Annotated in this window: 25 protein-coding genes; 10 read left to right on the top strand and 15 right to left on the bottom strand. The window is 72.7% G+C overall.

Annotated elements, in window-relative coordinates; genetic code table 11:
• Positions 1 to 14: 14 nt before the first annotated feature.
• The gene (locus tag A3Q37_RS12310) at positions 15 to 563 is read left to right on the top strand and encodes a bacterial proteasome activator family protein (protein WP_006125928.1); all 549 of its coding nucleotides are present in this window, start codon (positions 15 to 17) and stop codon (positions 561 to 563) included.
• A 51-nt stretch (positions 564 to 614) separates the two neighbouring features.
• Here the strand turns inward: A3Q37_RS12310 and A3Q37_RS12305 are convergent, their stop codons facing one another.
• From A3Q37_RS12305 to pdhA, 7 genes are all read right to left on the bottom strand, one after another.
• Positions 615 to 1,604 carry an NAD(P)H-quinone oxidoreductase gene (locus tag A3Q37_RS12305; protein ID WP_065482387.1) on the bottom strand — a complete coding sequence of 330 codons (990 nt, stop codon included), beginning with the start codon at positions 1,602 to 1,604 and terminating at the stop codon, positions 615 to 617.
• Positions 1,605 to 1,653: 49 nt separating this feature from the next.
• Complete coding sequence (locus tag A3Q37_RS12300; protein ID WP_065482384.1) at positions 1,654 to 2,796, bottom strand: TrkA family potassium uptake protein; 1,143 nt, start codon at positions 2,794 to 2,796, stop codon at positions 1,654 to 1,656.
• The gene (locus tag A3Q37_RS35600) at positions 2,754 to 4,541 is read right to left on the bottom strand and encodes a molybdopterin molybdotransferase MoeA (protein ID WP_079137763.1); all 1,788 of its coding nucleotides are present in this window, start codon (positions 4,539 to 4,541) and stop codon (positions 2,754 to 2,756) included. Before A3Q37_RS35600 ends, A3Q37_RS12300 begins: the two co-directional genes overlap by 43 nt.
• On the bottom strand, positions 4,538 to 5,455 hold the full coding sequence (locus A3Q37_RS12290) for an NTP transferase domain-containing protein (RefSeq protein WP_065482381.1): 918 nt from the start codon (positions 5,453 to 5,455) through the stop codon (positions 4,538 to 4,540). Before A3Q37_RS12290 ends, A3Q37_RS35600 begins: the two co-directional genes overlap by 4 nt.
• Positions 5,456 to 5,575: 120 nt before the next feature.
• A complete protein-coding gene (locus A3Q37_RS12285) occupies positions 5,576 to 7,009 on the bottom strand; it encodes a dihydrolipoamide acetyltransferase family protein (protein ID WP_065482582.1) in 1,434 nt (477 codons plus the stop codon).
• On the bottom strand, positions 7,009 to 8,040 hold the full coding sequence (locus A3Q37_RS12280; RefSeq protein ID WP_065482378.1) for an alpha-ketoacid dehydrogenase subunit beta: 1,032 nt from the start codon (positions 8,038 to 8,040) through the stop codon (positions 7,009 to 7,011). The genes A3Q37_RS12285 and A3Q37_RS12280 overlap by 1 nt, the downstream gene beginning before the upstream one ends.
• The gene (pdhA, locus tag A3Q37_RS12275; RefSeq protein ID WP_065482375.1) at positions 8,037 to 9,197 is read right to left on the bottom strand and encodes a pyruvate dehydrogenase (acetyl-transferring) E1 component subunit alpha; all 1,161 of its coding nucleotides are present in this window, start codon (positions 9,195 to 9,197) and stop codon (positions 8,037 to 8,039) included. The genes A3Q37_RS12280 and pdhA overlap by 4 nt, the downstream gene beginning before the upstream one ends.
• A 275-nt stretch (positions 9,198 to 9,472) precedes the next feature.
• Here pdhA and A3Q37_RS12270 point away from each other — a divergent pair, with 275 nt between their 5' ends.
• The gene (locus tag A3Q37_RS12270) at positions 9,473 to 10,057 is read left to right on the top strand and encodes an Lrp/AsnC family transcriptional regulator (protein ID WP_079137762.1); all 585 of its coding nucleotides are present in this window, start codon (positions 9,473 to 9,475) and stop codon (positions 10,055 to 10,057) included.
• A 59-nt stretch (positions 10,058 to 10,116) separates the two neighbouring features.
• On the opposite strand, the gene A3Q37_RS12265 is transcribed toward A3Q37_RS12270, so the two are convergent.
• Positions 10,117 to 10,716, bottom strand: coding sequence for a TetR/AcrR family transcriptional regulator (locus A3Q37_RS12265; RefSeq protein WP_065482372.1), 600 nt, complete (start codon positions 10,714 to 10,716; stop codon positions 10,117 to 10,119).
• A 157-nt stretch (positions 10,717 to 10,873) separates the two neighbouring features.
• Here A3Q37_RS12265 and paaN point away from each other — a divergent pair, with 157 nt between their 5' ends.
• Entirely contained in the window at positions 10,874 to 12,574 is a 1,701-nt protein-coding gene (paaN, locus tag A3Q37_RS12260) for a phenylacetic acid degradation protein PaaN (protein WP_065482369.1), read from the top strand.
• Here the strand turns inward: paaN and A3Q37_RS12255 are convergent, their stop codons facing one another.
• From A3Q37_RS12255 to A3Q37_RS12245, 3 genes are read right to left on the bottom strand one after another with little or no spacing between them, the layout of a single operon-like run.
• Positions 12,575 to 13,264, bottom strand: coding sequence for a TrmH family RNA methyltransferase (locus A3Q37_RS12255; protein ID WP_065482366.1), 690 nt, complete (start codon positions 13,262 to 13,264; stop codon positions 12,575 to 12,577).
• The gene (locus A3Q37_RS12250; RefSeq protein ID WP_079137761.1) at positions 13,261 to 14,592 is read right to left on the bottom strand and encodes an HTTM domain-containing protein; all 1,332 of its coding nucleotides are present in this window, start codon (positions 14,590 to 14,592) and stop codon (positions 13,261 to 13,263) included. Before A3Q37_RS12250 ends, A3Q37_RS12255 begins: the two co-directional genes overlap by 4 nt.
• Positions 14,589 to 15,473, bottom strand: a complete 885-nt coding sequence (locus A3Q37_RS12245) for a DUF5819 family protein (RefSeq protein ID WP_065482363.1) — start codon at positions 15,471 to 15,473, stop codon at positions 14,589 to 14,591. Before A3Q37_RS12245 ends, A3Q37_RS12250 begins: the two co-directional genes overlap by 4 nt.
• Before the next feature lie 88 nt (positions 15,474 to 15,561).
• Between A3Q37_RS12245 and paaA the strand changes: the two genes are divergently transcribed.
• The 6 genes from paaA (at position 15,562) to A3Q37_RS12215 (ending at position 20,576) form a co-directional block, all read left to right on the top strand.
• Positions 15,562 to 16,689, top strand: coding sequence for a 1,2-phenylacetyl-CoA epoxidase subunit PaaA (paaA, locus tag A3Q37_RS12240; protein WP_065482360.1), 1,128 nt, complete (start codon positions 15,562 to 15,564; stop codon positions 16,687 to 16,689).
• Complete coding sequence (gene paaB, locus A3Q37_RS12235; protein ID WP_010071371.1) at positions 16,686 to 16,976, top strand: 1,2-phenylacetyl-CoA epoxidase subunit PaaB; 291 nt, start codon at positions 16,686 to 16,688, stop codon at positions 16,974 to 16,976. The genes paaA and paaB overlap by 4 nt, the downstream gene beginning before the upstream one ends.
• A complete protein-coding gene (paaC, locus tag A3Q37_RS12230) occupies positions 16,973 to 17,689 on the top strand; it encodes a 1,2-phenylacetyl-CoA epoxidase subunit PaaC (RefSeq protein ID WP_065482351.1) in 717 nt (238 codons plus the stop codon). The genes paaB and paaC overlap by 4 nt, the downstream gene beginning before the upstream one ends.
• Positions 17,683 to 18,180 carry a 1,2-phenylacetyl-CoA epoxidase subunit PaaD gene (paaD, locus tag A3Q37_RS12225; RefSeq protein WP_065482348.1) on the top strand — a complete coding sequence of 166 codons (498 nt, stop codon included), beginning with the start codon at positions 17,683 to 17,685 and terminating at the stop codon, positions 18,178 to 18,180. Before paaC ends, paaD begins: the two co-directional genes overlap by 7 nt.
• A complete protein-coding gene (locus A3Q37_RS12220) occupies positions 18,181 to 19,239 on the top strand; it encodes a 2Fe-2S iron-sulfur cluster-binding protein (RefSeq protein ID WP_065482345.1) in 1,059 nt (352 codons plus the stop codon). It begins immediately after the preceding gene.
• Positions 19,240 to 19,349: 110 nt separating this feature from the next.
• Complete coding sequence (locus tag A3Q37_RS12215; RefSeq protein ID WP_065482342.1) at positions 19,350 to 20,576, top strand: acyl-CoA dehydrogenase family protein; 1,227 nt, start codon at positions 19,350 to 19,352, stop codon at positions 20,574 to 20,576.
• 90 nt (positions 20,577 to 20,666) lie between these two features.
• Here A3Q37_RS12215 and A3Q37_RS12210 read toward each other — a convergent pair whose 3' ends face one another.
• The 4 genes from A3Q37_RS12210 to A3Q37_RS12195 form a co-directional block, all read right to left on the bottom strand.
• Positions 20,667 to 21,011: a rhodanese-like domain-containing protein gene (locus A3Q37_RS12210; RefSeq protein WP_010071374.1), complete on the bottom strand. Its 345-nt coding sequence runs from the start codon at positions 21,009 to 21,011 to the stop codon at positions 20,667 to 20,669.
• 120 nt (positions 21,012 to 21,131) lie between these two features.
• Positions 21,132 to 22,055, bottom strand: a complete 924-nt coding sequence (locus A3Q37_RS12205; protein ID WP_065482340.1) for a hypothetical protein — start codon at positions 22,053 to 22,055, stop codon at positions 21,132 to 21,134.
• A gap of 91 nt (positions 22,056 to 22,146) precedes the next feature.
• Positions 22,147 to 23,559 carry a DUF2252 domain-containing protein gene (locus tag A3Q37_RS12200; RefSeq protein WP_369691447.1) on the bottom strand — a complete coding sequence of 471 codons (1,413 nt, stop codon included), beginning with the start codon at positions 23,557 to 23,559 and terminating at the stop codon, positions 22,147 to 22,149.
• A 186-nt stretch (positions 23,560 to 23,745) separates the two neighbouring features.
• On the bottom strand, positions 23,746 to 24,096 hold the full coding sequence (locus tag A3Q37_RS12195) for a helix-turn-helix domain-containing protein (RefSeq protein WP_065482337.1): 351 nt from the start codon (positions 24,094 to 24,096) through the stop codon (positions 23,746 to 23,748).
• A 156-nt stretch (positions 24,097 to 24,252) separates the two neighbouring features.
• Here A3Q37_RS12195 and A3Q37_RS12190 point away from each other — a divergent pair, with 156 nt between their 5' ends.
• Entirely contained in the window at positions 24,253 to 24,852 is a 600-nt protein-coding gene (locus A3Q37_RS12190) for an FMN-dependent NADH-azoreductase (protein WP_065482334.1), read from the top strand.
• Positions 24,853 to 24,974: the final 122 nt, after the last annotated feature.

Genomic DNA, 24,974 nt, shown 5'->3' with positions numbered 1-24,974 from the left:
GAGACAATGGCGGCATGGAAATGCCGAGGAATGACCGGTCGCAGGAGCACCCGCAGGTCCTTGTCGTGGGCCAGGACGGAATGGCTATCGGCGGCGGTGCCAGTGACGACGAGTCGCGCGAGGTCCCGGTGACGGAAATGGTGGAACAGCCCGCGAAGGTCATGCGCATCGGCAGCATGATCAAGCAGCTTCTGGAGGAGGTCAGGGCGGCTCCTCTCGACGAGGCGAGCCGGGTCCGGCTCAAGGAGATCCACGCCAGCTCCGTGAAGGAGCTGGAGGACGGCCTTGCGCCCGAGCTGGTCGAGGAGCTGGAGCGGCTCTCCCTGCCGTTCACCGAGGAGTCGGTGCCCTCCGAGGCCGAACTGCGGATCGCCCAGGCCCAGCTGGTGGGCTGGCTGGAGGGCCTCTTCCACGGCATCCAGACGGCGCTGTTCGCCCAGCAGATGGCGGCCCGCGCCCAGCTGGAGCAGATGCGCCGCGCCCTGCCGCCCGGTATGGCCCACGAGGACGAGGAAGGCGGCGCGGACCCGCACGGCCCGATCCGCTCGGGCCCGTATCTGTAGACCCTTGTCCGTTCCCGGTCCGGGCCCGGCCCGGACCGGGAACGGTCCTGATCAGCCGGCCGACGGCGCCACCAGCAGCACCTTGCCGATGTGCGCGCTGGACTCCAGCACCCGGTGCGCCTCGGCGGCGTCCGCCATCGGCAGCGCCCGGTCCACCACGGGCTTGACCACCCCGCCGCCGATCAGCGGCCACACGTGCTCGCGTACGGCGGCGACGATGGCGGCCTTCTCCTGGAGCGGGCGGCCCCGCAGCGAGGTCGCGGTGACGGCGGCCCGTTTGGTCAGCAGGGCGCCGAGGTTCAGCTCGCCCTTGGCGCCGCCCTGGAGACCGATGATCGCGAGGCGGCCGTTGACGGCGAGCGCCTGGACGTTCCGCTCCAGGTACTTGGCACCGACGATGTCCAGGATGACGTCGGCCCCCGCCCCTGCGGTGTTCTCCCGGATCTCCTCGACGAAGTCCTGCTCGCGGTAGTTGATGAGGATGTCCGCCCCCAGCTCGGCGCACCGGGCGAGCTTCTCCGGGCTGCCCGCCGTGACCGCGACCCGGGCCCCGACCGCCTTCGCCAGCTGGATCGCCATCGTGCCGATGCCGCTGGAGCCGCCGTGCACCAGGAAGGTCTCACCGGGGCGCAGGTGGGACACCATGAAGACGTTGGACCACACCGTCGCGGTGACCTCGGGCAGCGCCGCGGCCTCCACCAGGTCGACGCCCTCCGGTACGGGAAGGAGCTGGCCGGCCGGAACGGCGACCTTCTCCGCGTAACCGCCGCCCGACAGCAGCGCGCACACCTCGTCGCCGACCGCCCACCCGGTCACCCCGGGACCGAGCGCGGCGATCCGGCCCGCGCACTCCAGGCCGGGGTAGGGGGACGCGCCGGGCGGCGGATCGTAGAAGCCCTGCCGCTGGAGCACGTCGGCCCGGTTCACAGCGCCGGCGACGACCTCGACGAGGACCTCGCCGTCGCCGGGTACGGGATCGGGCACCTCGGCCCACACGAGCGCCTCGGGGCCACCGGGTTCGGGAATCGTGATCGCATGCATGGCCGCGAGGCTACTCCCGCGGCGCGCGCCCGAGCGGGCGCCTCGTCGATCAGGGTCGCTGGTGCGGAGGCATCGGGTGCTTCGGCGCGGCGGCCGAACTGGGGCTCGCCCGCACGATGGTGATGACCCGGTCCGTCAACTGAAGCGGGCTGGCCGCCGGATCGTCGTAACCGAGCAGCCGGTGTCCGCGCAGCACACTGACGACCAGGTCGTCGGTCTCCCGCACGCTCTTGCCCACCTCGGCCTTTATGACCGGCCGTTCGACGAGATCGAGGCCGCTGCCCTGCTGGATCAGGTCCTCCATCACGGTGCCCGCGCTCGGGCTGAGGACGGAGAGGCCGAGCAGCCGTCCGGCGGCGCTGGCGCTGGTGATCACCGCGTCCGCGCCGGACTGCCGGAGCAGGGGCGCGTTCTCCTCCTCACGGACCGCCGCCACGATCTTCGCCCCGCGGTTCAGCTGGCGCGCGGTCAGGGCCACCAGTACGGCGGTGTCGTCGCGCTGGGTCGCGATGATGACCTGACGCGCCTTCTGGAGCTCGGCCCGCAGCAGCACATCGCTGCGCGTGGCGTCACCGAGCACACCGGTGAAGCCCTCGGCGTTGGCGGCCTCGATCACCTTGGAGGCCGGGTCGACAACGACGATTTGGTCCTTCGACAAGCCGGTGGCACAGAGGGTCAGAATCGCCGAACGGCCCTTCGTGCCGAAGCCGACGACGACGGTGTGGTCACGCAAGTTGGCTCTCCAACGCTTCAGCCGGAAGTCCTCCCGGGTCCGTTCCGTGAGGACTTCGAGAGTGGTCCCGACCAGGATGATCAGGAAGAGCACGCGCAGCGGTGTCACGAGCACCACATTGATCAACCGTGCTCCGTCACTGGAGGGAGTGATGTCCCCGTACCCGGTGGTGGAGAGGGTGACCGTCGCGTAGTAGACCGCGTCCAGCAGATCGACCTTGCCGTCGGCGCTGTCGCTGTAGCCACTGCGGTCGAGCCAGACGATCAGCACGGTCGCGGCCAGCACGAGCAGCGCCATCAGCAGGCGCTTGCCGACCTGGCGGGCCGGACCGACGGCCACCCGGCGGGGGAGCATCACCCGCGTCGGCACGACCAGTTCGTCCGCCCTCCTGGCCATCGCATCCTGGCCGGGCAGTTTCACGTGAAACACCCCTCCGTCCACGGCGTCGCCGGGGCCCATGGGAGATCCAGAATCTCCACCTCGGTGCCGGACCGTACCCCGCCCGGCTCCACCACAGCCAGCCCGTCCGCCGCGGCGATCCCCCGCAGCATCGCGGGACCGTTGTAGCGCAGCGGCGCGACATGGTCCCGGGCGCCCGCCCGGCCCGGGCGGTGGACCACGGGGACGAGGCGGGTGTCGTGCGGATGGCCGGGCACCTCGGCATGGACGAGGGCGCGGTACGGGTCCTGGGCGGGGCGGCCCGCGATACCCGCGAGCAGCGGCTCCGCGAGCGTCAGCAGACCCGATACGGCCGCGAGCGGATTGCCGGGCAGCCCGACGACATACGGCCCGTCCGGCGACAGCCGGGCCAGCAGCATGGGGTGGCCGGGGCGGACCGCGACCCCGTCCACCAGCAGTTCGGCCCCGAGGGCGTCGAGGACCGGGTGCACATGGTCGACCGGACCGGCGGCGGTACCCCCGGTGGTGACGATCAGGTCGGCGTCGGAGGAGGCGAGGGCATCGCGCAGCGCCCCGGCGTCGTCCCCGAGCCGGCGGGGGCCGGAGACCTCGGCGCCGAGGGCCCGCAGCCAGGGGCCGAGCATGGGCCCGAGGGCGTCCCGGATCAGCCCGTCGTGCGGCAGACCGGCGGTGAGCAGTTCGTCGCCGAGGACGAGGATGTCGACGCGCGGACGGGGTACGACGGGGAGCGCGTCGTACCCGGCGGCCGCGGCGAGGCCGAGCACCGCCGGGGTCACGACCGTCCCGGCCGGGACGAGCTGCTCGCCCGAGCGGCATTCCTGGCCCCGGGGCCGGATGTCCTGCCCGGTGACCACGGACCGCCGGGCGTGCAGCAGCCCCCTGGCCTCGTCGGCGTACGCGTGCTCGCTGCGGATGACGGCGGTGGTGTCGGGCGGTACGCGGGCGCCGGTGGCGATCCGTACGGCGGTGCCGTCGGGCAGCGCGGCGGCCGGCCCGCGTCCGGCGAGAAGCCCGGCCCCGGCCTCGAACACCCAGGGGCCGGGCCCGGCGACCGCCCAGCCGTCCATGGCCGAGGTGTCGAAGGACGGCAGATCGGTGAGCGCCCCGAGCGCCTCGGCCAGCACCTGCCCGAGCGCACGGTCGAGCGGCAACCGGATCGTCGCGGGCGGCCGGGCCCGCCCGGCCCTGTCGGCGACGGCCCGCGCATGGGTCCAGGAGGGGGGCGGCGGCTGCTCGTTGGGGGGTGTCGGGGAGGTGGTGGCGGTGGCGGCGGTGCGGGTGTCGCGCGGGGCGTTGTCGCGGTCGGCGTACGGGGGGCTGTCGCTGCCCGGGGCGGTGCGCGGGGGGCTGTCGCTGCTGCGGTCGGCGTGCGGGGTGCTGCTGCGGTCGGCGTTCAGGTCCTCGTTCCGGGAAGCCTGAGAAGCCTGGGGTCCCCGGGGGTCCTGGGGGTCATGAGAGGCCCGGGGTCCCCGGAGGTCTTGGGGGTCACGGGAGGCCTGGAGTCCCCGGAGGTCACGAGGGTCCCGGAGGTCACGAGGGTCCCGGGGGCCCTGAGGGTCCTGGTGGCCACGGGAATCCCGGAGGTCCCGGGAGTCCCAGGGGTCCCCGAGGTCCCGGCTGCGGCTCGGGTGCCCTCCCGGCCCGCCGGACCGGTCGGATCCGCCGACCAGGGCGAGGGCCTGCTCGACGGCCCGTTCCTCCTCCTCGCGGGCGAGATCGCCGCCGGACCCAGCGGGGCGGAAGTCGCTGCCGGGCTCACCGTGCGGCCCGTCGGAGCCGGTCACGGTGTCCCGGTCCCCTCGCGGCCCGCGTCGGGCTCCGCCCCGCCCGCCGCATCGCCGCCCTGCCCCGCCGCCTCCGCTTCCCAGCGCAGGGCGAGGGCGGTGGCCTTGCGCGAGGCCTCTGCGACCGCCGCGGCGGCCTCGTCGGGGCCCGCACCGGCGCTCGCCCTGGCTGCCGCGTACCCGACCAGGAAGGTCGTGAGCGGAGCGGCGGGCCGGGCGACTCCGTGCGCGGCGTCACGGGCGAGGTCGAGCAGGACACCGGTATCGACGTCGAGTTCGATTCCCAGTTCGTTCTTGACCGAGGTGATCCATTCGTCCAGCACGGCCCCATGCTCCCTGATCCGGGCTCGGGCGGCGGCGATGTCGTCCCAAGTGTCGCAGTCGAACGCGGCGTCAGGCCCCGCGTCGATCCGGGCGAGGTCCAGCTCGGCCGTCAGAAGCCGGAGCGGAAGCCCGGCGAGGCCCCCGTGCTCGGTGGCGATCAGGGCCAGCTCCCGGCGGAGCGGCTCGGCCCGGTACGCGGCCACGAGCGGCTGGTCGCGCCCGTCGGGGTCGGTGCACAGGGCGCCTTCGCGGCCGGGCTCTCCGGTGGCGGCGAGCAGCGCGTCGACCGTGCGCGGGCCGAGAAACGGAAGGTCGGCGGAGAGCACGAGAACGTACTCCGCCGTCGTCAGCCGCAGCCCCGCGCCCAGCGCCGCCAACGGACCGCCGCCCTGCGGTACTTCCCGGGTCCAGACGACCGGCCGGGCGGTCGGGCGACGGTCGCCCACCACGACGGTACGAGCCGCGCCGCCGCATGCCGCGAGGACCCGGTCGAGCAGCGCCCGGCCGCCCACCCGGACTCCTGGCTTGTCGGCGCCGCCGAGCCGCTTCGCGGCCCCTCCGGCAAGGACGATCACGTCATAGGCGGTCATACGTCGAGTATGGGCGGCGCCCCGGAGCGACGCCCCCGCCGGGGTGGCCGGAAGACCGGACACCGCGACGGGGGCGGCGTGTCGGGGAAAGCCCCCGAAGGCGTAAGCGCGACTCCGCGACTACAGCGTGCGCAGCAGCACCGCCGGCTGCTCCACGCAGTCCGCCACGTACCGGAGGAAGCCGCCCGCCGTTCCGCCGTCGCACACCCGGTGGTCGAAGGTGAGGGACAGCTGGACGACCTGACGTACGGCCAGTTCGCCCTGGTGCACCCAGGGCTTGGGCATGATCCGGCCCACCCCGAGCATCGCCGCCTCCGGGTGGTTGATGATCGGCGTCGAACCGTCGACCCCGAACACCCCGTAGTTGTTCAGCGTGAACGTGCCCCCGGTCAGCTGCGCCGGGCTGAGCTTCCCCGTGCGCGCCAGCTCGGTCAGCCGGGCGATCTCGGCCCCGATCGACTCGGCGTTACGGGTGTGCGCGTCCCGGACGACCGGGACGACGAGGCCCCGCTCGGTCTGGGCGGCGAACCCGAGATGCACGCCGGACAGCCGGACGATCTCCCGGGCCTCCGTGTCCACGGTGGAGTTGAGCTCGGGGAACCGGGCCAGCGCCGCCGTGCAGATCCTCGCCAGCAGCGCCAGGACCGACACCTTCGGCCCGGCGGACGGGCCCGTGGCGGCGTTCATCGCGGCCCTGACCGCCATCAGCTCGGTGGCGTCGGCGTCGACCCAGCAGGTGGCGTCGGGGATCTCGGTCCGGCTGCGCGACAGCTTGTCGGCGACCGCTCCGCGCACCCCGCGCAGCGGAATCCGTTCGGCGTCCGGAGCGGCGGCCACACCGTTCGGAGCTGCGGCCACGGCCGCCACCGGCGCCTGGACCTGGGCTGCCCGGGCCGACGCCGCCACGGTCTCCTCCGCCGTCCGGATCGCCCGGTCGACATCGGCGCGCAGGATCAGCCCGTCGGGGCCCGAACCCGCCAGCCGCCGCAGATCGATGTCGTGCTGCCGGGCCAGCCGGCGTACCAGCGGAGAGACCACCGGCACGGGCCCCTCATGCACCGGGGCTTCGGCGACCAGGACCTCGGCCACCGGCGCGACGGAGACCGGGACCTCGGCCACCGACCGGTCGAGCCGGTCCGGGCGGATGCGCCGACGGCGTGCGGCCGGCGCGCCGGTCCCGTACCCCACGAGCACGTTCCCCGAGCCGCCCGAGGACTCCGCGCCGGAGCCGGACCCCTTGCCGGAGGAGGAAGGGGAAGAGGAGGAAGGAGAGGAAGGCGAGGCGGCGGAGCCGGAAGCCCCCTCCGGGGCACCGACGGCGACCGTCAGCAGCGGTGCGCCGACGGGAAGTTCCGTGCCCTCCTCGCCGAACCGCGCGGTCACCACGCCCCCGTAGGGACAGGGCACCTCCACCATCGCCTTGGCCGTCTCGACCTCGACGACGGGCTGGTCGATGGCGACGACATCGCCGACCTCCACCAGCCAGCGGACGATCTCGGCCTCGGTCAGTCCCTCACCGAGGTCCGGCAGCTTGAATTCGAGCACCTGGGCCATCAGCTGTCCGCCTCCCACTGCAACCGGGCCACCGCGTCGAGCACCCGGTCCACTCCCGGCAGATGGTGCCGCTCCAGCATGGGCGGCGGATACGGGATGTCGAACCCGGCCACCCGCAGCACCGGAGCCTCCAGGTGGTGGAAGCAGCGCTCGGTGATCCGGGCCGCGATCTCGCCGCCGGGCCCGCCGAATCCGGAGGACTCGTGCACGACGACCGCCCGCCCGGTGCGGCGCACCGACGCGGCCACCGTCTCGTCGTCGAACGGCACCAGCGACCGCAGGTCCACCACTTCGAGGTCCCAGCCCTCGGCGAGGGCCGCTTCGGCGGCCTCCATGCAGACCGGCAGGGAGGGGCCGTACGTGATCAGGGTGGCGCTGCGCCCGGGCCGGCGCACCACGGCCTTGCCGATCGGCTCGACCGCGGCGGGGGCCTCGGGCGACCAGTCGGCCTTGGACCAGTAGAGCCGCTTCGGCTCCAGGAAGACCACCGGGTCGTCCGAGGCGATCGACTCCCGCAGCAGCCCGTAGGCGTCGTCGACCGTGGCCGGCGTGACGACGTGCAGGCCGGGGGTGGCCATGTAGTACGCCTCGGAGGAGTCGCTGTGGTGCTCGACCCCGCCGATCCCCCCGCCGTACGGCACCCGCACGGTGATCGGGAGCGGCATGGCTCCGCCGGTGCGGTTGCGCATCTTGGCGACATGGCTCAGCAGCTGCTCGAACGCCGGGTAGGCGAACGCGTCGAACTGCATCTCCACCACGGGCCGCAGCCCGTACATCGCCATGCCGACGGCCGCGCCGAGGATGCCCGCCTCGGCCAGCGGGGTGTCGGTGCAGCGGTCGTCGCCGAACTCCTTCGCCAGCCCGTCGGTGATCCGGAAGACCCCGCCGAGCGTGCCCACGTCCTCACCGAGCACATGGACGGCGGGGTCCTCGGCCATCGCGTCGCGGAGCGCGCGCCCGAGGGCCTGCGCCATCGTGGCCGGTTTCGCCTTCACGGGGCGGCCGTCGGCCGTCACTGCCGCGGTGGTCATCGTCCTGCCTCCGGGCCGTGCTCGTCGTGGTCCTGCTCGGCGTCCAGCTCGGCGCGCAGGGCGGCCGCCTGCTCCCGGAGCTGACTCGTCTGCTCGGCGTACACATGGGTGAAGAGGTCCATCGGGGCCAGCTCCGGATCCGCGTTCATCCGGTCGCGCAGGGCGGCGGCCATCCGTTCGGCGGCCTCCTTCGCCTGCTCGATGCCCGCGTCGTCCAGCAGCCCGCGCTCCGTCAGCTCACGCTCCAGCAGCCGCACCGGGTCGTGCGCCTTCCACGCCTCGACCTCGCTGTCGACCCGGTAGCGGGTGGCGTCGTCGGCGTTGGTGTGGGCCTCCATGCGGTAGGTGACCGCCTCGACCAGCGTCGGGCCCTCGCCGCGCCGGGCGCGCGCCACGGCCTCGCTCAGCACCTGGTGCACCGCCGCCGCGTCGTTGCCGTCGACCAGGCGGCCCGGCATCCCGTATCCGACGGCCTTGTGGGCGAGGGAGGGCGCGGCGGTCTGCTTGGCCAGCGGAACGGAGATCGCGAAGCCGTTGTTCTGGACGAAGAAGACGACCGGGGCCTTCCAGACGGCCGCGAAGTTCAGCGCCTCGTGGAAGTCGCCCTCGCTGGTGCCGCCGTCGCCGACCATGGCGAGCGCCACCACGTCGTCGCCCTTGAGCCGGGCGGCGTGCGCCAGCCCCACGGCGTGCGGGAGCTGGGTGGCGAGCGGGGTGCACAACGGGGCGATGCGGTGCTCGCGCGGGTCGTAACCGGTGTGCCGGTCGCCGCGCAGCAGGGTCAGCGCCTCGACCGGGTCCAGGCCGCGCGCGACGGCCGCGAGCGTGTCGCGGTAGCTGGGGAAGAGCCAGTCGCGCTCCTCCAGCACCAGGGCGGCGGCGATCTCGCACGCCTCCTGGCCGGTGCTCGACGGGTAGACCGCCAGGCGGCCCTGCTTCGTCAGCGCGGTGGCCTGGGCGTTGTAGCGGCGCCCGCGCACCAGCTCCGCGTGGAGCCGGAGCAGCAGTTCGGGATCGACGTCGGCGACCGCGTCCGTACCGAGCACCCGGTAGGGCTCCGGGTCCGGGAGCAGCGGGGCGGGGTCGGTGATCGGCTTCCAGGCCGGGGGCGGCGTGGGCCGGTAGGCGGCCGCGCCGGGCAGCTCTTGGACCGTCATGAGAAGCACCTCCTGGCATCGAGGGAGATCGAGGGTGTCGATCGGCGGTGTCGAGTCGATCGGCGGCGTCGATGGGTGTCGATGGTGTCGATCGGGAGCGGGACATCGGGGGCTGGGCGAGGCACGGGTGTGGTGTGCCTCACCTACCGATTGTTCGGTCGCAAGCGCATTTTGGCTACAGGCACCGGCAGCCTGTGGACAAACGGTTCTCCACAGCTTGGGATGGGTACAGGTCGTCCACGACAGGGAGGCGCGGGCCGATGGCAGCTGAACAAATGGCCGACAGGGGCGAGGAGCCGGGCCCGCCCCCGCCCGCCGCCACGCCGTCGGCCGCCGCGACGCCGTCGGCCGCCGCCGCGGGCCCCGCGCCGGAGCCGGCCCCGGTTCCGCCCGCGCGGCCGCTGGACGCCATCGACCGCGACATCCTGCGGATCCTCCAGACGGACGGCCGCGCCTCGATACGGTCCGTGGCCGAGCGGGTCCATGTCTCGCGGGCCAACGCGTACGCCCGGATCAACCGGCTCGTCGAGGACGGCGTGATCCGTGGCTTCGGCGCCCGGGTCGACCACGAGCGGGCCGGACAGGGGGCGTCCGCGTACATCACGCTCAAGATCGTGCAGAACTCCTGGCGCACCGTGCGCGAGCAGCTTCAGGCCCTGCCAGGGGCCACGCACATCGCCCTGGTCAGCGGCGACTTCGACGTACTGCTTCTGGTGCACACGCCCGACAACCGGGCGCTGCGCGAGCTGGTCCTCACCCGGATCCAGTCCATCCCCGAGGTGCTCTCGACGCGCACGCTGCTGGTGTTCGAGGAGACGGACCTCGGGCCGCGCCCGGACCGGCCGGCCGAACTCGCCTGACCATGGCGTACGCGAAAGCCTGACCGCAGCGTGCGCGGGGACCCGGTGGTGCGGCGGGCTCAGCGGGCGGTGTTCGCCCGCATGCCCTCGAAGGCCAGCTGGACGACCGTGTCCGCGAGCTGCTCCTCGCCGGGGAAGCCGCCCGGCTGCGGCCGGTACCACTCGACCAGCGAGTTCACCATGCCGAACAGCAGGCGGGTCGCCAGCCGTATGTCCACGTCCGCCCGCAGGTCGCCCTCGGCCACCGCGGCCTTCAGCAGCTCCGCCACCCGCTGGTCGAACTCGCGGCGCCGCTCCAGCGCCCAGCGCTCCGTCTTCGTGTTGCCGCGCACCCGCAGCAGCAGGGTGACGTAGGGGACCTCCGCCATCAGCACGTCGACGGTCCGGCGCGTGACGTACTCGACCCGCTCCACCGCGCGCCCGCGCTGCGCCCCCGGCTCGTCGAGGATCGCGAAGAGCCCGTCGAGCGCCCGGCTCACGGCCCGGCGCAGCAGCTCCTCCTTGCCCGCCACATGGTGGTAGATGGAGGATTTCGAGATACCCGCCGCCCGGGAGAGGTGCTCCATGGACGTGCCGTCGTAGCCGCGCTCGTTGAAGACGCGGACGGCGACGGTGAGCAGGGTCTCCGGTGTGTACGCGTCCCGCTTGGCCGTGGTCATGTCCGCGATCCTCCCCCATGAGGGATCAGCCCCGCACAGGCGGGGACCATCGAAGTTGTCCACAGGTTCCCGGAGGACCCCTTGTCCCGACCGATCGTTCGGTTACTCTAACTCCGTCCGTACGTCCCCGCCCGGCTCGATGAGGAGTTGGTCCGCCATGGCCTCCGCGCTCACCCCCCAGCAGCTGTCCGAGACCCACCGGCCCACGCTCGACCAGGCCCTCGACGTGATCAGTACCCGCGCGTACTGGTCGCCGCACCCCGAGCACCCGAAGGCGTACGGCGAGGGCGGCGCCCCGGGCAGCCTCGGCGCGGCCGAAGGCAAGGCCGCCTTCGACGCGCTGCTGGGCACCCGGCTGGACCTGGGGCAGCCGGGCACCGACGGCTGGGTCGCCGGCGAGACCTCGCCGTACGGTCCGGAGCTCGGCATCGAGTATCCGCACGCCGACCCGGACGTCCTGCTGCCGGCGATGAAGGCCGGCACGGCCGCCTGGCGGGCGGCGGGACCGGAGGTCCGGGCCCTGGTCTGTCTGGAGATCCTGTCGCGGATCAGCGCCCGCACCCATGAGCTGGCCCACGCCGTGATGCACACGAGCGGCCAGGCCTTCATGATGGCGTTCCAGGCGGGCGGCCCGCACGCCCAGGACCGCGGCCTGGAGGCCGTGGCGTACGCCTACCGCGAGCAGGTCCGCACCCCCGACACGGCCGACTGGTCGAAGCCGCAGGGCAAGCGCGACCCGCTGAAGCTGCACAAGTCGTTCATCACGTCCGGCCGCGGCATCGCGCTGGTCATCGGCTGCAACACGTTCCCCACGTGGAACGGCTACCCCGGCCTCTTCGCCTCGCTCGCCACGGGAAACCCGGTGCTGGTCAAGCCCCACCCGCGCGCGGTGCTGCCCTTGGCGCTCACGGTGTCCATCGCCCGCGAGGTGCTGAGCGAGGCGGGCTTCGACCCGAATCTGGTCGCGCTGGCCGCCGAACGCCCCGGCGAGGGCATCGCCAAGACCCTGGCGGTCCGCCCCGAGATCCGGATCATCGACTACACCGGCTCGACCGCCTTCGGCGACTGGCTGGAGGAGAACGCCCGCCAGGCCCAGGTCTACACGGAGAAGGCCGGCGTCAACACGATCGTCGTCGACTCCACCGACGACTACCGGGGCATGCTGGCCAACCTGGCGTTCTCCCTCTCGCTGTACAGCGGCCAGATGTGCACCACCCCGCAGAATCTGCTGATCCCCCGGGACGGCATCGCCACCGACGCCGGCGCCAAGTCCTACGACGACGTGGTCGCCGACCTCTCGGCCGCCGTCACCGGACTGCTCGGCGACGACGCCCGCGCGTCCGCCCTGCTCGGCGCGCTGGTCAACCCGGATGTCAGGGCCCGGGTGGAGGCGGCGGGCGAGCTGGGCGAGGTCGCGCTGGCCTCGCGGACGGTCGCCAACGACGAATTCCCCGACGCGGTCGTCCGTACGCCGGTGGTCGTGAAGCTCGACGGCACCAAGCCCGACGACGGCGCCGCCTACCTCTCGGAGTGCTTCGGGCCGGTGTCCTTCGCCGTCGCCGTCGAGTCGACGTCCGCCGCCCTGGATCTCCTGCGCCGCACGATCCGGGAGAAGGGCGCCATGACGGTCGGCGCGTACACCACCTCCCCCGAGGTGGAGCGCGCGATCGAGGACGTCTGCCTGGACGAGTCGGCCCAGCTCTCGCTGAACCTGACCGGCGGGGTGTACGTCAACCAGACCGCCGCCTTCTCCGACTTCCACGGCTCCGGCGGCAACCCGGCGGCCAACGCGGCCCTGTGCGACGCGGCCTTCGTCGCCAACCGCTTCCGGGTGGTGGAGGTGCGCCGCCAGGCGTGACTAGCGGGTCTCCCGCGGGTCCGGGACGTCGGCGTAGCGCTGGATCCACGCGTGCATCGCGATGGCCGCGGCGGCTCCGGCGTTGATGGACCGGGTCGAGCCGAACTGCGCGATCGAGCACACCGTCGTGGCGTGCTCGCGCGCCTCCTCGGTGAGGCCCGGCCCCTCCTGCCCGAACAGCAGGACGCAGCGGCGCGGCAGCTCGGTGCGCTCCAGCGGTACGGCGCCGGGGAGGTTGTCGATCCCGATGATCGGCAGCCCCTCGGCCGCCGCCCAGGCGGTCAGAGCCGCCGTGTCGGGGTGGTGGCGCACATGCTGGTAGCGGTCGGTGACCATGGCGCCGCGCCGGTTCCAGCGCCGCCGGCCCACGATGTGGATCTCCTTGGCCAGGAAGGCGTTGGCGGTCCGGACCACCGAGCCGATGTTGAAGTCGTGGGTCCAGTTCTCCACGGCCACATGGAAGTCGTGCCGCCGCAGGTCGAGATCGGCGACGATCGCCTCCCGCGTCCAGTAGCGGTACGCGTCACCGACGTTGCGCCGGTCGCCCCCGGCCAGCAGCTCGGGGTCGTACCGCTCGTCCTCGGGCCAGGGCAGCGGGTGCGGCCCGACACCGATCGGCTGGCCGTAGCCGTCGTCGTACTGGAGGGGTTCCGCGGGGGGTTCTTGGGTTCTGCCGGTCTCACTGCTCACCCGACGAGCGTATGGCCCCGGGAGAGCAGCCGCCGACGGCCCGTCGCGACGCGGGCGCCCAGCCACACGAGGAAGGCCGTCGGCAGGAACACCGCGTCGGCCGCGATCATCGCCATGGAGAAGAAGGGCAGCCCGAGCAGCAGGGCGATCCCCGCGTGCTCGCAGATCATCACGACCAGCAGGACGTTCTTGACCCGCCGGTTGAACAGCGTGAACGGGAAGGCGACCTGGACGATGACCGTGCCGTACGTCAGCACCATCACCATCAGCCCGCTGGCGCCCAGGATGTCCGACAGAGCGGGCCACGGGGTGAAGTAGTCGAGGTTGAGCGGGTAGTAGAGCGCGGTGCCGTCCTGCCAGCGCGAGCCCTGGATCTTGTACCAGCCGGCGGTCGCGTAGATCAGGCAGACCTCGGCCATGATCACGGCGAGCGTGGCGTTGTGCGTGAGGTTGGCCAGCACATCGAGCAGGGTGCGGGGCTCGCTCCGCGGCGCGTAGCGGTTCACGGCCCACCAGGCGGCGGCGGAGAGCCAGAGGATCCACAGCAGAGTCGGCAGCCACCAGGTGCCGCCGAGCCCGCCCATCAGGGTGGCCGTCACGAGGACGGGGCCGAGGAGCGCCCAGAGCACCGGGCCCGCGATGTCCCGCAGGGGCGGCAGTCCCTCGGCGGCACGCTGCGCGTTGCGCGCCGCACGCCGGGCGTCCAGCGACCAGACCTGGGCGCAGCGCGTCAGCACGAGGTAGATCGCCATGAGGTGGACGACGTTGTCGCCGCCGTCGCCCATGAAGATGCTGCGGTTCTGCACCGAGAGCACGCCGACCATGAAGAGGACGGACATGGTCCGGGTCCGCCAGCCGACCATCAGCGCCGCCGCGGACAGCAGCGTGAGGACGTAGACCGCCTCGAACCAGACCGTGCTGTCGGTCCACATCAGGACGGAGAAGGCCTCGTTGCCGTCCGTGAGCTGGCGGGCCAGGTCCCAGTGCCACGGGCTGTCCGGGCCGTACAGCTCATGGCGGTGCGGCAGCTCGCGCAGCAGGAAGAAGAGGTAGGTGGCGGCGAAACCGATCCGGACGACGGCGCTCTGGTACGGGCCGAGGGCCGAGGCGGTGACCCGCTGAAGACCATGGGCCAGACCGCCACCGGAGCCACCGGAGCCACCGGAGCCAGCGGAACCACCGGAACCCGGGCGCCGGGGCCCGGCCGGCTGCGGGCCGGTCGGCTGCGGGCCGGTCGGCTGCTGGGTCGGGTCCTGCACTGCCGGGTTCTGCGAGGTCGGTTCCTGCGCTGCCGGGTTCTGCGGGGTCGCGGGCGGGGGGATGGTCACTGGTTCGCCTCCGCACGCGCCGCGTCCCGGGCCTTTTCCGCCGCACGCTCGGGAAGATCGTCGGGGGTCACGGTCCACCAGGGGAGTACGCGGTAGACGGGCTTGGTGCTGATCTTCTCGGTGCTCCACGGGGGCGGGGCGATGGAGCTGGTGGCGGAGCGGAGCTGGATGCGTTCGATCGTGCCGCCGTAGTCGCGCTCGCTCAGCCGCAGCATCGCGATGCGCCGCACGTAACGCTCGGAGAGATCCCCGCGCAGGCCGTTGGGGCGGTTCTCGCTGTCGTGGGAGTTGATGTAGAAGTCCCAGCCCCGGCGGAGCTCGTTCTGGTCCACATGGCTGGGGAAGAGGTTGCCGCGTATTCCCTTGGCGTCCTCGTGGGTCAGGTTCATCCACCGGGTGGTGCGGCGGCCGTCGGCGTCGACCACTTCGGCCCGCACATGGACGGCGACGTTCTGCTGGAGCGGGTTGGGGGCGAAGAGCTTCCAGTTCTGCTCGAACTCCGGGTAGATCCAGCGGTCGATCGTCTTCCCGTGCTCCTTGGTCAGCGTGTTGGACGGGGCGACGTGCAGGAACACCATGGCCACCTGCGTGCAGGCGAGCAGCCCGATCAGGGACAGCGCCAGGGCCGCGACCACCTGGTACGGAAGCGAGAGCCCGGCTATGCCCCGGCCGGTGACCGGGGGCTCCGCGACCGGCCGCGAGGAGGCCGGAGGCGTGGTGACCGGGGGCGTGGTGACCGGGTGGTTCGGCGGTGTGGCTTCGGGGGTGTCCCGCGCTTCCGCCGGCCGGTTCAACGCCTGCGGCCAGGCGTCCTTCCCCCCGCCCGCAGAGCTCCTGTCGTGGTCCGAATCCATCCCGCCCCGCTCACCGTCGATCACCACTCAGTTATCCACAGGGTTGACACCCTACGGGCCTCCGACTCACCATTGAAGTCAAGGAACCGAACGATCGGTCGGTAGGGAGCCCGGGATGGCGGCAGTGACTGCGGACCAGACGACGCAGAAGACGCTCGGCACGGCGAATGCGGCGGGTGGAGCCGGTTCGACGGGCGCGGCGGGTGCGATGGACCCGGCGGACGCGGACCACCTCGCGGCGTTCGACGCGGCCGTGGCGGCGGACGAGCGGATCGAGCCGCGCGACTGGATGCCGGATGCCTACCGGGCCACACTGATCCGCCAGATGGCCCAGCACGCCCACTCGGAGATCATCGGCATGCAGCCCGAGGCCAACTGGATCACCCGGGCGCCCTCGCTGCGCCGCAAGGCGATCCTCATGGCCAAGGTGCAGGACGAGGCGGGCCACGGCCTGTATCTCTACAGCGCCGCCGAAACCCTGGGCACCAGCCGCGAGGAGCTGCTCGACAAGCTCCACGCGGGCCGCCAGCGCTATTCGTCGATCTTCAACTACCCCACGCTGACCTGGGCCGACGTCGGCGCGATCGGCTGGCTGGTGGACGGCGCGGCGATCACCAACCAGGTGCCGCTCTGCCGCTGCTCCTACGGCCCCTACGCCCGCGCGATGGTCCGTATCTGCAAGGAGGAGTCCTTCCACCAGCGCCAGGGGTACGAGCTGCTGCTCGCCCTCAGCCAGGGCACCGAGGCCCAGCACGCCATGGCCCAGGACGCGGTGAACCGCTGGTGGTGGCCCTCCTTGATGATGTTCGGCCCGCCCGACGACGCCTCGTCGCACTCCGAGCAGTCCATGGCCTGGAAGATCAAGCGGCACTCCAACGACGAGCTGCGCCGGCGCTTCGTCGACATCTGCGTGCCCCAGGCCGAAGCGCTGGGCCTGGAGCTCCCGGACCCCGACATCCGGTGGAACGAGGAGCTGGGCAGCCATGACTTCGGCGCGATCGACTGGTCGGAGTTCCAGGAGGTCCTGAAGGGCAACGGCCCCTGCAACGAACAGCGGATCACCCAGCGGCGCAGGGCCCACGAGGAAGGCGCCTGGGTCCGGGACGCGGCCGCCGCGTACGCCGCCAAGCACGCCCCGGCACAGACATCGCCCCGCACACCGGCCCCCGCCCCGGCATCGGCATCGGCATCGGCATCGGCACAGACCAGCGCGTCCGCGCAGCATGTGGAGGAGACGGCATGAGCAGCTCGACCGACTGGCCTCTGTGGGAGGTGTTCGTCCGCTCGCGGCGCGGACTGTCCCACACCCACGCGGGCAGCCTGCACGCGCCGGACGCCGAGATGGCCCTGCGCAACGCCCGTGACCTCTACACCCGCCGCTCCGAGGGCGTCTCGATCTGGGTGATCCCGTCCACCGCGATCACCGCCTCCTCCCCCGACGAGAAGGACTCCTTCTTCGAGCCGGCCGGCGACAAGCCCTACCGTCACCCGACGTTCTACGAGATCCCGGACGGGGTGAAGCACCTGTGAGCGCCGCACTCGCCCTCGGCGACGACGCGCTGGTGCTCTCGCACCGGCTGGGGGAGTGGGCCGGACACGCCCCCGTCCTGGAGGAGGAGGTGGCGCTCGCCAACATCGCCCTGGACCTGCTGGGGCAGGCGCGGGTGCTGCTCTCGCTCGTCGGCGACGAGGACGAGCTGGCCTACCTCCGCGAGGAGCGCGCCTTCCGCAACCTCCAGCTGGTCGAGCAGCCGAACGGCGACTTCGCCCACACCATCGCCCGGCAGCTCTACTTCTCGGTGTATCAGCACCTGCTGTACGAGCGACTGGCGGCCGGGGACGGCGAGTTCGCCGGTCTGGCGGCCAAGGCCGTGAAGGAGGTGGCCTACCACCGGGACCACGCCGAGCAGTGGGTCCTGCGGCTCGGGGACGGCACCGAGGAGAGCCACGGCCGGATGCAGAGCGGCCTGGACGCGCTGTGGCGGTTCACCGGTGAGATGTTCCAGCCGGTCGAAGGGCTCGACTCCCCGGAATCCGGTGTCGACTGGCAGGCGCTGGAGAGCAGTTGGCTCGCCGTCGTCACCGACGTCGTCGAGCGCGCCACGCTGACGCTCCCCGCGGGCCCGCGGTCCGGGGGCTGGGCGGCGGGCGCGGGCCGGCAGGGCCTGCACACCGAGCCGTTCGGCCGCATGCTCGCCGAGATGCAGCATCTGCACCGCAGTCACCCGGGGGCGTCATGGTGACCGACACGCTGCTGGAGGCGGAGCTGCGCGAGCTGGCCGGCTCCGTGCCCGACCCCGAACTCCCGGTGCTGACCCTGGCGGAGCTGGGTGTCCTGCGGGGCGTCCAGGTGGAGGGCCCGGGCCGGGTGACCGTGCGGCTCACCCCGACGTACACCGGCTGCCCGGCGATCGAGGCGATGTCCGCCGACATCGAGCGGGTGCTCCACGACCACGGCGTGCCGGAAGTCTCCGTGGTGACGGTCCTGGCGCCGGCCTGGTCGACGGACGACATCAGCGCCGAAGGGCGCCGCAAGCTCGCGGAGTTCGGCATAGCGCCGCCGCGCGCCCACAGCACCGACGGCGGGCCCGTGCCGCTGACGCTCTCGGTGCGCTGCCCGCACTGCGGCTCCACGGACACGGAGCTGCTCAGCCGGTTCTCCTCCACGGCGTGCAAGGCCCTGCGCCGCTGCGTCGCCTGCCGTGAACCGTTCGACCATTTCAAGGAGTTGTAGATGTTCCATCCGCTCCGGGTCAGCGCGATCGAACGGATCACGGACGACGCGGTGGCCGTGACGCTCGCCGTGCCGGCCGAGCTGCGCGAGACCTTCCGCCACACCCCCGGCCAGCATCTGAACGTGCGCTACACGGTGGACGGCCAGGAGGTCCGCCGTTCGTACTCGATCTGCGCACCGGCCACCGAACAGCCCGGCGAACCGGTGCTGCGGGTGGGCATCCGCATGGTCGAGGGCGGGGCGTTCTCCACGTACGCCCTGAAGGAACTGGCCGTCGGGGACCAGGTGGAGGCCATGCCTCCGATGGGCCGCTTCGTCCTGAAGCCGCGCCCGGGCCTGTTCGCGGCGGTGGTCGGCGGCAGCGGCATCACGCCGGTGCTGTCGATGGCGGCCACTCTGCTCGACCGGGAGCCGACGGCCCGGTTCTGTCTGATCCGCAGCGACCGCACGGCGGCCTCGACGATGTTCCTCGACGAGGTGGCCGACCTCAAGGACCGTTATCCGGACCGCTTCCAGCTGGTCACCGCGCTCTCCCGGGAGGAGCAGTCGGCCGGGCTCCCCTCCGGGCGGCTCGACACCGAACGGCTCACCGGTCTGCTGCCCGCCGTGCTCCCGGTCGCGGAGGTGGGCGGCTGGTTCCTGTGCGGGCCGCTCGGCCTCGTCCGGGGCACGGAGAAGGCCCTGAAAGCACTCGGCGTCGACCGGTCCCGGGTCCATCAGGAGATCTTCCACGTCGACGAGGGCCCCGCCGACGCGACGGTGGTCAAGGTCGCCGCCCCGTCCGACTCCGTGCTGACGGCCACCCTCCACGGCCGCTCGGGCAGCTGGCCCGTGGAGAACGCGGAATCCCTGCTGGAGACGGTGCTGCGAAGCCGCTCGGACGCGCCGTACGCCTGCAAGGGCGGGGTCTGCGGGACCTGCCGGGCGTTCCTCGTATCGGGCGAGGTCCGGATGGACCGCAACTTCGCCCTGGAACCGGAGGAGACGGAGGCGGGCTTCGTGCTGGCCTGCCAGTCGCATCCGCTCACCCCGGAGGTGGAGCTGGACTTCGACCGCTGAGGCCCGGGCGGGCCGCCGCACCGTTCCCTTCCCATCCCATAGAACCTGTTCTATCTTGACGACCCGTCAGCTCATCAGTGGTTGTCGACGGTCAACGGGAGGCTGGGACAGTGGACTTCACCTTCACCGAGGAACAGCGGGCGGCCGTCGAGGCGGCCAGGGCCGTCTTCTCGGATGTCGCACCCGACCGCGCGCCCAGCCCCGCCCTGACCCCGGGCGCGGTGGCGGAGGACATCGACCGGCAGCTGTGGCACGAGCTGGCGCGCACGGACCTGCTCGGGCTCACGCTGTCACCGGACCACGGCGGCGCGGGCCTGGACCCGATCGCGCTCTGCCTGGTCCTGCGGGAGTCGGCGAAGGTGCTGGCCAGGGTCCCGCTGCTGGAGAGCTGTGCGGTGGCGATGGCCATCGAGCGGTACGGGGATCGCGCCCTCGCGGCGGAGCTGCTGCCCCGGGCCGGCCGGGGCGAACTGATCCTGACCGTCGGCGCCAACGGACGCAGCGGCCACGACCCGGCCGAACTCGCCGTCACGGCACGGCCGTACGGGGACGGGGACGGGGACGGGGACGGGAGCGGGAGCGGCGGGAACAGCGGCGCCGACGAGGAGACCGGCAGGCAGACCGGCGGCCCGGCCGGGGGCTCCGGCTGGGTGCTCGACGGGGTCCAGTCCGCGGTTCCCTGGGCCCAGGTGGCCGACCGGATCGCCGTCCCCGCACACACCGCAGGGGGCCGCCCGGTCCTCGCCCTCGTGCCCCGTACCCGCGACGGCATCACCTTGGCGGACCAGGTCTCCACCAGCGGTGAACGCCTGGCCGAGGTCCGGCTCGACGCCGTGCGCGTGGAAGCGCGCGAGCTGATCGACGCGGCGGGCTGCTGGGACTGGCTGCGGTCCCTGCTCACCACGGGGACGTGCGCGCTGGCGCTCGGGCTGGGCGAGCGGGTGCTCGCGATGACCGCCGAATACACCGGCAAGCGCGAGCAGTTCGGGTTTCCGGTCGCGACGTTCCAGGCGGTGGCGGTCCAGGCCGCCGACCGGTACATCGATCTACGGGCGATGGAGGCGACCCTCTGGCAGGCCGCCTGGCGGATCTCCACCGACGCCGGGGGGCCGCTCCCGGCGGCGGGTGATGTCGCCGTGGCGAAGATCTGGGCCTCCGACGGCGTGCGCCGCGTCGTGCAGACCGCCCAGCATCTGCACGGCGGCTTCGGCGCGGACACCGACTACCCGTTGCACCGCTACCACGCCTGGGCGAAGCAGATCGAGCTCTCGCTCGGCCCGGCGGCGGCCCACGAAGAGGCGCTGGGAGACCTGCTGGCCGCCCACCCGCTCGGCTGACACCGGCCGGCCCGACCGGACCCGGGACCCGGCCTCGGCTCCCGCCCAGCCGTCACCGGCCGGCCCGGCGCCTGAGACCCGAGGACCGGCTCAGAGAACGAAGGCGGGCGTCCCGTTGTCCGTGACCATGGGACGGCCGGCGCCGTCCCAGGCCTGCATGCCGCCGTCGATGTTCACCGCGTCGATGCCCTGCTGGACCAGGTACTGGGTGACCTGGGCCGACCGGCCGCCCACCCGGCACATCACATGCACGCGCCGGCCGTCCTCGGCCGCCTCGGTCAGCTCGCCGAACCGGCCCACGAAATCGCTCATCGGAATGTGCAGCGCGCCCTCGACGTGACCGGCCGCCCACTCGTCGTTCTCACGGACGTCCAGGACGAAGCCATCCGACGGCACCGCCGCGGCGTCCACCGAGGGCAGCGGGGCGAAATTCATGGGTCATGCCTTCTCTCGTACATACGCGGAAGCGTCGTCCACTCGCGGAAGAGTCACCAGGAACGCTACTGCACCCGGCCCGCCGCGCCCTGACCAATGCGGCCACTACGCTCACTGCGCCTACTGCGTCATCTCCGCGAGCTCGGCCTCGCGCCGGGACACCTCGCCCAGCAGCTGCTCCGCGATGTCCTCCAGCAGCTGGTCCGGGTCGTCGGGGGCCATCCGCAGCATCGAGCCGATCGCGCCGTCCTCCAGCTCCTTGGCGAGCACCGTCAGCAGTTCCTTGCGCCGGCTGAGCCACTCCAGCCGGGCGTAGAGCTCCTCGCTCTCGCTCAGCGGGGCGGGCGGCTGCACCGGACCGGCCTCCCACTCCGCCACGAGCTCCTTGAGCAGCTCGACGTCGCCGCGGCCGTACGCGGCGTTGACCCGGGCGATGAACTCGTCCCGGCGCTGCCGCTCCGTCTCGTCCTGGGCGAGGTCCGGGTGCGCCTTGCGGGCCAGCTCCCGGTAGAGCCTGCGGGCCTCCTCGCTCGGCCTGACCCGCTTCGGCGGCCGGACCGGCTGCTCGGTGAGCATGGCCGCGGCTTCGGGGGAGAGCCCGTCGGTGTCCATCCAGTCGTGGAACAGCTCGTCGACCCCGGGCATCGGCATGACGACCGCCCGCGCCTCGCGCGCCTTGCGCTCGTCTTCCGGGTCCCCGGTCTTCGCCGCCCGCGCCTCCGCGATGAGCGCGTCCAGCTCGTCGAGCCGCGCGTACATCGGGCCGAGCTTTTGGTGGTGCAGCCGGGAGAAGTTCTCGACCTCCACCCGGAAAGTCTCCACCGCGATCTCGAACTCGATCAACGCCTGCTCGGCGACCTGCACCGCCCGCGCCAGCCGGGCCTCGGGACGCGCCTCGGCGTTCTCGGCACCGGCGGCGTCCGGCCCGGCCTCGTCCTGCTGGACGTCCTGGACGTCCTGGACATCGTCGTTGCCCTGCGGGACGTCGTCCTGCCGGTCTTCATCGTTCCGGGTGGTCGGCACCCCGGCGGCTTCGTGGGTCACCCGTCCAGCGTATGGCCACAGCCCGGCGGCGCGGCACACGCGGTGGGCCCGAACCGGACCCACCGCTTCACGCGCGCCGGAACCGGACCGGTCAGATGCCGAACTCGGCGGCCAGCCGGCCCGCCTTGATCCCCCGCAGCAGCTCGGCGTGATCCGCTTCCGTACGGTCGGCGTACGTCACCGCGAAGGCGGCCACCGCCTCGTCGAGCTCGTCGTTCTTGCCGCAGTAGCCCGCGAGGAGGCGGGGGTCGGCGCTGTGGGCGTGCGCCCGGGCGAGGAGCGCGCCGGTCATCCGCCCGTAGTCGTCGACCTGGTCGGCGGCGAGCGCGGCGGGGTCCACGCTGCCCTTGCGGTTCCGGAACTGCCGGACCTGGAACTGCCGGCCGTCGACATCCGCCCAGCCGAGCAGGATGTCGCTGACGACCTGCATCCGCTTCTGTCCGAGCACCACCCGGCGGCCCTCGTGCGCCACCTCCGGTACGTCGAACCCGACCGCGGGCAGATAGGGGGCGAGCACCGAGGGGCGCGCCTCCTTCACCTGGAGGACCAGCGGCTCTCCCCGGTGGTCGAGGAGCAGCACCACGTACGACCGGGTCCCCACGCTGCCGGTGCCGACCACCCGGAACGCCACGTCGTGGATCGTGTACCGGGCCAGCAGCGGCAGCCGGTCCTCGGAGACGGTCGAGAGATAGCCGCCGAGACCGGCGGCCACGACCGCGGCCTCGACGTCCGGCACCCGGCGCAGCACGGGCCGGGCGTCGACGAAGCGCCGGCCGCCGTCGGGGCACTCCTCGGTGGACCGGGCGGCGAACCGGGCGCTGGTGTTGTTGCGGGCCTTCTCCGAGACCCGCTCCAGGGTGCCGACCAGGTCGCGGGCGTCCGTGTGCGAGACCAGCTCCTCGTCCGCGATCGCGTTCCAGGCGTCGAGGGCGGGCAGCCGGGCCAGCAGCCGCATCGTGCGGCGGTAGGCGCCGACGGCGTCGTACGCGCCCCGGCGGCAGGTGTCCTCGTCGGCCCCGGCGGCCCGGCCCGCGAGCACCAGGGAGGTGGCGAGCCGCTTGAGGTCCCACTCCCACGGCCCGAAGACGGTCTCGTCGAAGTCGTTGAGATCGATGACCAGGCTGCCCCGGGCGTCGCCGTAGAGGCCGAAGTTGGCCGCGTGCGCGTCGCCGCAGAGCTGGGCGCCGACCCCGGTGACCGGGCTGCCCATCAGGTCGTGGGCCATCAGTCCGGCCGCGCCCCGCAGGAAGGCGAACGGCGTGGCCGCCATCCGGCCCACCCGTATCGGCGTCAGACCCGGCACGCGGCCCCGGTTGGACTCCTCGACGGCCCGCACCGCGTCCGGCCGTCCCGGCGGCAGGACCAGCGAGGCGTGCGAAGACCGCGGCACCCGATCGCGGAGCGCCTTGCCCGCCGCCTTCGGTGAACTCGCGACCCCGCGCCGGGCGAACCCCGGCACGACCGGGATACGCGGATCCGGCTCCTCGGCACGCTGTTCAGGCATCGTCGTCCCGGTTACGCCCATGGAGCGTCGCCTCCCCCACCCTCGTACACGCTCTTCGGCTGCCCGGCTCGTTCCGTCCGGCCAGCGGCCCTGCCCGGCAGCGGCCGAGCACGACGGTACCGCCGATTCGGCGGCGTGTATCAGCGACCTGTATCTGCTATCTGCGGCCTGCACCCGCGACCTGTATCAGCAGCCGCCGCCGGACTCCGGCCTGAGGTAGGTGTCCGCCCACTGCCCCAGCTCCTTGAGCGCGGGCTCCATGGCCCTGCCGGCCTCGGTGAGCCGGTACGCGACGCGCAGCGGTGGCCCCTCGTCGACCTCGCGGATCACCAGGCCCGCCGCGCCGAGTTCGGTCAGCCGGTCCGAGAGCATGCGCTCGCTGATCCCGGGAATCGCCCTGCGCAACTCGGCGAAGTGCACCGGTCGCTGGAGCAGCACCGAGACGATCGGGCCGGTCCAGCGCTTGCCGAACAACTCGAAGACCCGACTGATCCCCACATCGACCCGCCGACAGGCCTCTTCGCTGTGATCCGCCATACCTCCAGCGTACTGCGCCGACGTCGGGAGCTTACTAAAAATAAGTAGCTATGCTATTAGTAGTTACGTACGTAATAGCCACCCCGGACGCCCGGCGAGGTCCCGTCGACCCGCCCGCGCCCCTCTCCCCCCCTTCCCCTCTCTGTGGAGATCCCCATGGCCACGCTTCTGCACCTCGACTCCGCCGTCTTCCCCCAGGGCTCCGCCTCCCGCGACATCACCGCGGCGTTCGTCGAGGCCTGGCGCGAGCAGCACCCGGACGGGACCGTCGTCCACCGTGACCTCGCCGCCGATCCGCTGCCCCACCTGGACGCCGACGCCACGGCCGCGGGCGCCGAGGACCCGCTGCGCCGCGAGCTGGCCGATGAACTGGCCGCGGCGGACGCCGTCCTGATCGGTGCGCCGATGTACAACTTCACGATCCCGTCCACCCTCAAGGCATGGCTGGACCAGGTGATCATCGTCGGGCACAACGCGGGGCCGGACTCCCCCGTCGCCGGGACCCCGGTGACCGTCGTCGCCAGCCGCGGCGGTTCCTACGCTCCGGGCACCCCGCGCGAGAGCTTCGAATTTGTCCAGAATTACTTGGAGAAGGTGTTCGCGGGCATGTTCTCCACCGAGGTGGACTTCATCGTTCCGGAGCTGACCCTCGCCCACTCGCAGCCGTCGATGGCCGAACTGATCCCGCTCGCCGAGGCCTCCCGCGCCCAGGCGCTGGAGGACGCCCGGCAGAAGGCGAAGGCCCTCGCCGCCTGAGACTCGCAGCCTGAGAAAGGCCGGACGCCTCAAACTCCGGACCCCAGACCCCGGATCCCGGAACGCAGACAGGGCCGCGGAGCTTCCACAAGCTCCGCGGCCCTGCCGCATGACGATCAACG

The organism is Streptomyces sp. PTY087I2, from assembly GCF_001687325.1.
In the GTDB taxonomy this organism is placed as follows: Bacteria; Actinomycetota; Actinomycetes; order Streptomycetales; family Streptomycetaceae; genus Streptomyces.
The sequence above is the reverse complement of the archived record's forward strand: the minus strand, read 5'-3'. Positions and strand labels throughout refer to the sequence as shown.

What these genes read in the sequence shown, in the direction of transcription:
- A3Q37_RS12270 (WP_079137762.1), top strand. Translation starts at nt 9,473, where the DNA reads ATGGCCGACAGGGGCGAGGAGCCGGGCCCGCCCCCGCCCGCCGCCACG.
- paaA (WP_065482360.1), top strand. Translation starts at nt 15,562, where the DNA reads ATGGCGGCAGTGACTGCGGACCAGACGACGCAGAAGACGCTCGGCACG.
- A3Q37_RS12200 (WP_369691447.1), bottom strand. Translation starts at nt 23,559, where the DNA reads ATGCCTGAACAGCGTGCCGAGGAGCCGGATCCGCGTATCCCGGTCGTG.
- paaB (WP_010071371.1), top strand. Translation starts at nt 16,686, where the DNA reads ATGAGCAGCTCGACCGACTGGCCTCTGTGGGAGGTGTTCGTCCGCTCG.
- paaN (WP_065482369.1), top strand. Translation starts at nt 10,874, where the DNA reads ATGGCCTCCGCGCTCACCCCCCAGCAGCTGTCCGAGACCCACCGGCCC.
- A3Q37_RS12305 (WP_065482387.1), bottom strand. Translation starts at nt 1,604, where the DNA reads ATGCATGCGATCACGATTCCCGAACCCGGTGGCCCCGAGGCGCTCGTG.
- A3Q37_RS12210 (WP_010071374.1), bottom strand. Translation starts at nt 21,011, where the DNA reads ATGAATTTCGCCCCGCTGCCCTCGGTGGACGCCGCGGCGGTGCCGTCG.
- pdhA (WP_065482375.1), bottom strand. Translation starts at nt 9,197, where the DNA reads ATGACGGTCCAAGAGCTGCCCGGCGCGGCCGCCTACCGGCCCACGCCG.
- A3Q37_RS12220 (WP_065482345.1), top strand. Translation starts at nt 18,181, where the DNA reads ATGTTCCATCCGCTCCGGGTCAGCGCGATCGAACGGATCACGGACGAC.
- A3Q37_RS12300 (WP_065482384.1), bottom strand. Translation starts at nt 2,796, where the DNA reads ATGGGCCCCGGCGACGCCGTGGACGGAGGGGTGTTTCACGTGAAACTG.
- A3Q37_RS12280 (WP_065482378.1), bottom strand. Translation starts at nt 8,040, where the DNA reads ATGACCACCGCGGCAGTGACGGCCGACGGCCGCCCCGTGAAGGCGAAA.
- A3Q37_RS12285 (WP_065482582.1), bottom strand. Translation starts at nt 7,009, where the DNA reads ATGGCCCAGGTGCTCGAATTCAAGCTGCCGGACCTCGGTGAGGGACTG.
- A3Q37_RS12195 (WP_065482337.1), bottom strand. Translation starts at nt 24,096, where the DNA reads ATGGCGGATCACAGCGAAGAGGCCTGTCGGCGGGTCGATGTGGGGATC.
- A3Q37_RS12190 (WP_065482334.1), top strand. Translation starts at nt 24,253, where the DNA reads ATGGCCACGCTTCTGCACCTCGACTCCGCCGTCTTCCCCCAGGGCTCC.
- paaD (WP_065482348.1), top strand. Translation starts at nt 17,683, where the DNA reads ATGGTGACCGACACGCTGCTGGAGGCGGAGCTGCGCGAGCTGGCCGGC.
- A3Q37_RS12310 (WP_006125928.1), top strand. Translation starts at nt 15, where the DNA reads ATGGAAATGCCGAGGAATGACCGGTCGCAGGAGCACCCGCAGGTCCTT.
- A3Q37_RS12265 (WP_065482372.1), bottom strand. Translation starts at nt 10,716, where the DNA reads ATGACCACGGCCAAGCGGGACGCGTACACACCGGAGACCCTGCTCACC.
- A3Q37_RS12290 (WP_065482381.1), bottom strand. Translation starts at nt 5,455, where the DNA reads ATGACCGCCTATGACGTGATCGTCCTTGCCGGAGGGGCCGCGAAGCGG.